This window comes from Mesorhizobium sp. M7A.F.Ca.US.006.04.2.1, assembly GCF_004022915.1.
GTDB lineage: Bacteria > Pseudomonadota > Alphaproteobacteria > Rhizobiales > Rhizobiaceae > Mesorhizobium > Mesorhizobium ciceri.
The window spans coordinates 1-1048 of sequence record NZ_RZQA01001338.1 but is presented as its reverse complement, the minus strand read 5'-3'; the positions used below and the strand labels follow the sequence as shown (position 1 = coordinate 1048).

Annotated in this window: 2 protein-coding genes; both read right to left on the bottom strand. The window is 61.4% G+C overall.

The features are described 5' to 3' along the window. Nucleotides 1–16 precede the first annotated feature (16 nt). Nucleotides 17–685 (bottom strand): NADH dehydrogenase ubiquinone Fe-S protein 4, encoded by a 669-nt coding sequence (locus tag EN925_RS37140; RefSeq protein WP_245459338.1) that lies wholly within the window; start codon nt 683–685, stop codon nt 17–19. 170 nt (nt 686–855) lie between these two features. Continuing rightward, nucleotides 856–1048 (bottom strand): Hsp20/alpha crystallin family protein (locus EN925_RS37135; protein ID WP_164894723.1); only part of this gene is annotated, 193 nt, incomplete at its 5' end.

The following is a 1048-nucleotide window of genomic DNA, read 5'->3' as shown; positions in this document are numbered from 1 at the left end:
TCCATTCTTGCCTCCATCATGCGGCTATCCGGGATCGTACCGGGCTGAGCCGAGTCTGGAATCTCTGGGTACTGCCTTCCAAGGCCAGCAGAGCGAGCTCAACCTCGTCCAATCGCGTCGGACGTGCATTTTCCGGCATGCCTTCAGCGGTGGCCAGGTCGATCAGGTACTCGTTCCAGGCCCAGTTCTTGAGCACGGCACATTTCTCTTCGGGTGCGAGTACCGGGTCATCCACCACCTGCATCGGAGAGGCGTAGAATGTCTCGGGCTCGGAAAGCGCCGTCTGTATGTGCGCTGCCTCTGCACCAGCGCCATAGTTGTGGCTTGCCTGAAGCCATGCCAATAGTAGCCGTTGCCAAACCACGTCGGAAAAGGCGTGCCTCTCCTCCGATGCTTGCCTGTTGCTGACCTTGGCCTGAGAGCCAGAAGATGGAACCTGCACCACGTAGCTGAGGCCTTGGCGCTCCGCATAACGGATCGCCGCCTCCAGCGTCGGAAAATCCGGTCGAACCTGGGTCAGGGTGTCCCGGCCGCCCGTATAGCCCATCAGCGGCTCGATGAACGGGGCTGTGCGAGGTTCGAAGATCAATCGCCAGTCCTTACGGGGCTTTGCCGAGGTCGTGGCCGAGCGGCATGGCTGGTAGATCCGTGCCGTCACGCCGTCCGGAAACACTGACCGCCCCATTGACAAAGCCGGCTCGTCGACACGAGGCCGATTGTCATTGTCCGGCCGGCCGGAGGTCCTGGTTGGGCTTCTGATGTCGCTGCTTTGAACTGTCTCCATTGTCTGTCCCTCCTATCATGAAGGGTGGTACGAGCAGCGGCCGTTACGGCCGCTGCTCATACTGCCGTGCGTCAGTTCTTGCCGTTGATTGCGATCCGCTTGGCCTTCGCCTGCGCCCGCTCGGTCTTGGGCAAGGTCACGGTCAGCACCCCGTTCTTGAAGGCGGCGTTGACCTTGTCTTCCTCGACCTCGTAGCCGAGCGGAATGAGGCGCTCGAAGCGACCGTAGAAGCGCTCGGAGAACTGCCGGTCTTTGTCCTCGGTC

Bases quoted from the DNA above. Each gene is read 5' to 3' on its own strand.
- EN925_RS37140 (WP_245459338.1), bottom strand. From the start codon at position 685: ATGGGGCGGTCAGTGTTTCCGGACGGCGTGACGGCACGGATCTACCAG.